Consider the following 5,111-nt stretch of genomic DNA (forward strand, 5'->3'; position numbering starts at 1 on the left):
GACGCGGACGCGCAGGGCTGGGTCCTGAACCTCGACCTCGCGCTGCTCGCCGCGGCCGATGGCCGGGTGCGACGGGTCACGCCGCGCGCGATCGACTGTCCGACGGTCGAGCAGTTCGCCGCCGGTCTGCTGCTGGGCGCGGCGCGCAACAATGTCGATCTGCGCGGCGCCGCCTCCGACAGCTGGTACCGCACGACGATGGTGTTCGCGTGGAAGGCATGACGCTCTCCGACGACGAACTCGCGCGCTATGCCCGGCACATCGTTCTTCGCGAGTTTGGCGGCACCGGTCAGCTGCGGCTGAAGGCGGCGACGGCGGTGGTGATCGGCGCCGGCGGTATCGGCTCGCCGGCGATCCAGTATCTCGCGGCGGCCGGGATCGGGCGCCTCGTGCTGATCGACGACGACGCGGTCGAGACGTCGAACCTGCAGCGTCAGACGATCTTCCGCACCGAAGACCAGGGTCTCGCCAAGGTCGAGGCCGCCGCCGCCGCGCTGCGCCGGATCAATCCGAACGTCACGGTCGACACGCACCGCCTGAGGGTCGACCAAGGCAATATCGGCGCGCTGATCGCGGGCGCGGACGTGGTGCTCGACGGCTGCGACAATTTCGCGACGCGGTTCGTGGTCGCCGATGCGGCGCATGCGGCGCGGATCCCGCTGGTCTCGGCGGCGGTCGGACAGTTCGAAGGCCAGCTCGGCGTCTATCGCGGCTGGGAGCCCGACCGGCCCTGCTATCGCTGTTTCGTCGGCGAGAATCCCGAGCGTGCCGAGACGAGCTGTGCGGAGGACGGCATCCTCGGCCCCGTCACGGGCGTGGTCGGCAGCCTGGCCGCGCTGGAAGTGATTCGTGCGGTCGCGCCGTTCGGCGACGATGTGGCGGGCCAGCTGTTGCTGATCGACCTGCTGTCGCTCCGCTTCCGGACGATCCGGCTGCCCAAGGATCCCGGCTGCCCCTGCTGCGGCGGCGGCTGATCCGAAAACGAGCGGGGCGGATGGGCTGAACCCACCCGCCCCGCATCTTGCAGATCGTTCAGCCCAGCAGCGTCTTGGCGAAGGCGCGGACGACCGGTCCGATATCGTCGCGTGCGAGTGCGAGCGCGAGATTGGCCTGGATATAGCCCGCCTTGTCGCCGCAATCGTAGCGCTGGCCATCAAAGGTGAAGCCGTGGAACGGCTGGTTGCCGATCAGCTGCGCCATCGCGTCGGTCAGCTGGATCTCGCCGCCGGCGCCCTTTTCCTGCCCTTCGAGGATGCGCATCACTTCGGGCTGGAGGATGTAGCGGCCCGGGATCATCAGGTTCGACGGCGAGGTGCCCTTGGCGGGCTTCTCGATCAGCGCGGTGACCTCGGTCAGGCGGCCGTCGGTCGCGCCGGGCGAGATGATGCCGTATTTGTCGGTTTCCGAATCGGCGACCTCGAGCGCGCCGATGACGTTGCCTCCGACCTTGTTATACGCCTCGACCATCTGCTTCATGAAGCCGGGCTTGCCGACCATCAGCTCGTCGGGGAGCAGCACCGCGAACGGCTCGTCGCCGACGATCTCGCGCGCGCACCAGACCGCATGGCCAAGACCCAGCGGCTCCTGCTGACGGACATAGACGGGCGAGCCGGGCCGCTGGCGGATGCCGTCGAGCACGGTCAGCGACTTGCCGCGCGCACGCATCGTCGCCTCGAGCTCGTAGGAGATGTCGAAATGATCCTCGAGCGCACCCTTGCCGCGTCCGGTAACGAAGATGATCTGCTCGATCCCCGCTTCCAGCGCCTCTTCGACGGCATATTGGATCAGCGGCTTGTCGACGACGGTCAGCATCTCCTTGGGCATCGACTTGGTCGCCGGAAGGAATCGCGTGCCAAGCCCAGCAACGGGGAATACGGCCTTGCGCAGCGGTTTGATCGTCATTCAGTAGTCCCTTGTATCGTTGCGGGTGCAGATCGTTGCGGGTGCATAAAGCCGCCGAACGGACTCGGCAAATCAACTGCGGCGGTTAGCGCGTCATTAAAGACGTGGGGTGTAGGCGGGTTCCATGTCAAAAATACTCGTCATCTTCGGGACGCGCCCCGAAGCGATCAAACTCTTCCCGGTCATCCGGGCATTGCAGACGCAGCCGGGGCTGGTCGTCAGGACCTGCGTGACGGCACAGCATCGCGGACTGCTCGACCAGGTGCTCGCGATCGCGGGGCTGTCCCCCGATATCGATCTCGACCTGATGGAGCCGGGGCAGACGCTTGATCGGCTGACCGCCCGGCTGCTGGTCGGGCTGGGCGCTGTGATGGACGCCGAGCAGCCCGACATGATCGTCGTCCAGGGCGACACCGCCACTGCAATGACCGGCGCGCTCGCCGCCTATTACCGCAAGGTCCCGGTCGCGCATGTCGAGGCGGGGCTGCGCTCGGGCGACATCCATCATCCCTGGCCCGAGGAAGTGAACCGGCGGATCGTCGCGCCGATCGCCGCGCTCCACTTCGCGCCGACCCAGACTGCGGCGGACGCGTTGCTGCGCGAGAATATCGCCCCCTCGACGATTCACGTCACGGGCAACACGGTGATCGACGCGCTGCACTGGACCCATGCGCGGGTGGCGGCGGATCCGGCGCTCGGCGCTGCGCTCGACCCGGTCGTGGCGGACTGTGCGGGCAAGCGGATCATCCTCGTCACGACCCATCGGCGCGAGAATTTCGGCGACGCGATGGCCGGGATCGCGCGGGCGATCGCGCGGATCGCGGCGCGCGATGACGTCGCGGTCGTTTTTCCCGTGCATCCCAACCCGAATGTCGTGTCGGTGATGGACCGCATTCTCGGCGACCAGCCCGATATCGCGCGGATCGCGCCGCTCGATTATCCGAGCTTCGTGCGCGCGCTGGGGCTGGCCGAGATCGTGCTGACCGATTCGGGCGGCGTGCAGGAGGAAGCGCCCGCGCTCGGCAAGCCGGTGCTGGTGATGCGCGAGACGACCGAGCGCCCCGAGGGTGTCGAGGCGGGTACCGCAAAGCTGGTCGGGACATCGGAGGACCGCATCGTTTCCGAAATCTTCACGCTGCTCGACGACAAAGCGGCCTATTCCGCGATGGCGCGCGCGCACAATCCGTTCGGCGACGGCCATGCTGCGGCCCGGATCGCCGAGACCATCGCCCAGACCATCGCCCAGACCATGGCCCAGCCGGTCGCCAGCGCACCGGCCCATCGTTGAGGATCATCCGTCATGCTTTCCGATACTGAACTGAACGTCGTCGTCATGGGACTGGGCTATATCGGCCTGCCCACCGCGGCGATCATCGCGCGGACCGGCGCGCGCGTGCTCGGTGTCGACGTGACCGAACGCGTCGTCGAGACGATCAATTCGGGGCGCGTGCATATCGAGGAGGTCGATCTCGACGGTCTGGTCTCGGGCGTGGTCGCGCGCGGTACGCTGCGCGCGGCGATGACGGTCGAGCCCGCCGACGTCTTCGTGATCGCGGTGCCGACCCCGTTCGACGCCGCGCATGCGCCCGACATCAGCTATGTCCTGGGTGCCGCGACGACGATCGCGCCGGTGCTGAAACCCGGCGATACCGTCATCCTCGAATCGACCTCCCCCGTCGGGACGACCGAGAAGGTCCGCGACCTGCTGGCGACCTTGCGCCCCGATCTGCGCGTGCCCGGGCGGACCCGCGACCAGGCCGATATCGCGATCGCCTATTGCCCCGAACGCGTGCTGCCGGGACGGATCCTGGTCGAGCTGATCGACAATGACCGCGTCATCGGCGGGATCACGCCGCGCTGTGCGCGCAAGGCGCTGACCTTCTACCGCCGGTTCGTGCGCGGCGCGTGCGTCACCACGACCGCGCGCGCCGCGGAGATGACGAAGTTGACCGAGAATGCGTTTCGCGACGTCAACATCGCGTTCGCCAACGAGCTGTCGCTGATCGCCGACACGATGAACGTCGATGTCTGGGAGGTGATCCGGCTCGCCAATCGCCACCCGCGCGTCAACATCCTGCAGCCCGGCCCCGGTGTCGGCGGGCATTGCATCGCGGTCGACCCCTGGTTCCTCGTCCATGCCGCGCCCGACCAGACGCCGCTGATCCGCACCGCGCGCGAGGTGAATGACGGCAAGACCGATCACGTCATCGCGCAAGTGGCTGCGATGATCGCTGCAGATCCGACCGCGCCGGTCGCGTGCCTGGGCCTCGCGTTCAAGGCCAATATCGACGATTTCCGCGAGAGCCCGGCGATGAAGGTCGCGCTGGCGGTCGCGAATCGCTTCGGGGATCGGGTCCGGATCGTCGAGCCCTATGCCGCGGCGCTGCCACCGGCCTTCGACGGCACGGGTGCGACCCTGATCGACGTCGACACCGCGATCGAGACCTGCCCGATCATGGTCGTGCTGGTCGATCACGACGTCTTCCGTTCGATCCCGCTCGAGGAGCGCAGCGAGAAGACGGTGCTCGATACGCGCGGGATCTGGCCCGACCAGCCGCGCAGCCCCGCACAGCCGGCGGCGCGACTGGCCGGCTAGCGGAGCGGCTGGGTCCGCAGCGCGAGGACGTCGGCGGGCAGGATCGGCCGTTCGGGGCGGCGGACAATGTCCTGGACGGCGGCGTCGAGCGCAGTCGCCCGCGCCTTGGACGAGGCGTGGGTGCGGCTGCGGAAGAGGCCGCCGTCGATCGTGCCGCCCTTCTCGCGCCAGAATTGCGGTGCCGAGCGCGGATCATAGCCGGCATTGGCGAGCAGATAGATGCTGAGCCGGTCCGCCTCGTCCTCGGTCTGGCGGATCAGCCGGCCGTTGCGGCCGAGTTCCGCCATCAGCCCGCGGCTGATCTTCGCGGCGTCGAGCCGGTCGCGGTGGCGCAGGATGTTGTGCGCCAGCTCGTGCGCGACGATCACTGCGATCTCCGGATCGCTATAGCCTTCGAAATACTTCTCGCCGATCTGGACGACCGCGCCGTCCGCGCTCGCATCGAGGCCGCTGCCGAGCAGGATCTCGAATCGCGAGCGGCATCCCGCGACAGCCGGGATCGAGACCGTGACCGCGCGCCCGTCGCGCAGGACCGTCATCGCGATCGGTGCGCCGGGCGGCTGCGCTGCGATCAGCGCCTCGGCGGCGTCGCGGTCGGCGGGGGTTTCCCCGG

5 protein-coding genes and 1 pseudogene are annotated in these 5,111 nt (G+C 68.3%); 4 read left to right on the top strand and 2 right to left on the bottom strand.

Going from position 1 to position 5,111, the window contains the following annotated elements; all coding sequences use genetic code 11:
* Both NI18_RS25150 and moeB read left to right on the top strand, forming a co-directional pair.
* A pseudogene (locus NI18_RS25150) lies at nucleotides 1-222 on the top strand (hypothetical protein); the annotation flags it as partial.
* Nucleotides 219-974, top strand: coding sequence for a molybdopterin-synthase adenylyltransferase MoeB (moeB, locus tag NI18_RS15365; RefSeq protein WP_037531158.1), 756 nt, complete (start codon nucleotides 219-221; stop codon nucleotides 972-974). The pseudogene NI18_RS25150 and the gene moeB, both read left to right, overlap by 4 nt.
* A gap of 58 nt (nucleotides 975-1,032) precedes the next feature.
* Here moeB and galU read toward each other — a convergent pair whose 3' ends face one another.
* Nucleotides 1,033-1,902 (bottom strand): UTP--glucose-1-phosphate uridylyltransferase GalU, encoded by an 870-nt coding sequence (galU, locus tag NI18_RS15370; protein WP_031394718.1) that lies wholly within the window; start codon nucleotides 1,900-1,902, stop codon nucleotides 1,033-1,035.
* Nucleotides 1,903-2,026: 124 nt separating this feature from the next.
* On the opposite strand from galU, the gene wecB reads away from it, so the two are divergent.
* Nucleotides 2,027-3,190, top strand: a complete 1,164-nt coding sequence (wecB, locus tag NI18_RS15375; RefSeq protein ID WP_052149235.1) for a UDP-N-acetylglucosamine 2-epimerase (non-hydrolyzing) — start codon at nucleotides 2,027-2,029, stop codon at nucleotides 3,188-3,190.
* 12 nt (nucleotides 3,191-3,202) lie between these two features.
* The gene (gene wecC / locus NI18_RS15380; protein ID WP_037531160.1) at nucleotides 3,203-4,498 is read left to right on the top strand and encodes a UDP-N-acetyl-D-mannosamine dehydrogenase; all 1,296 of its coding nucleotides are present in this window, start codon (nucleotides 3,203-3,205) and stop codon (nucleotides 4,496-4,498) included.
* Here wecC and NI18_RS25155 read toward each other — a convergent pair.
* Nucleotides 4,495-5,111, bottom strand: a 617-nt coding sequence (locus NI18_RS25155; RefSeq protein WP_306286451.1) for a M48 family metallopeptidase, incomplete at its 5' end; no start/stop codon positions are given. The two genes, wecC and NI18_RS25155, sit on opposite strands and share 4 nt — an antisense overlap.

Origin of the sequence: Sphingomonas sp. Ant20, from assembly GCF_000783375.1 — a bacterium.
In the GTDB taxonomy this organism is placed as follows: domain Bacteria; phylum Pseudomonadota; class Alphaproteobacteria; order Sphingomonadales; family Sphingomonadaceae; genus Sphingomonas; species Sphingomonas aerolata.

Excerpts from the sequence above, each read along its gene's own strand:
- galU (WP_031394718.1), bottom strand. The coding sequence starts at position 1,902 with ATGACGATCAAACCGCTGCGCAAGGCCGTATTCCCCGTTGCTGGGCTT.
- wecB (WP_052149235.1), top strand. The coding sequence starts at position 2,027 with ATGTCAAAAATACTCGTCATCTTCGGGACGCGCCCCGAAGCGATCAAA.
- wecC (WP_037531160.1), top strand. The coding sequence starts at position 3,203 with ATGCTTTCCGATACTGAACTGAACGTCGTCGTCATGGGACTGGGCTAT.
- moeB (WP_037531158.1), top strand. The coding sequence starts at position 219 with ATGACGCTCTCCGACGACGAACTCGCGCGCTATGCCCGGCACATCGTT.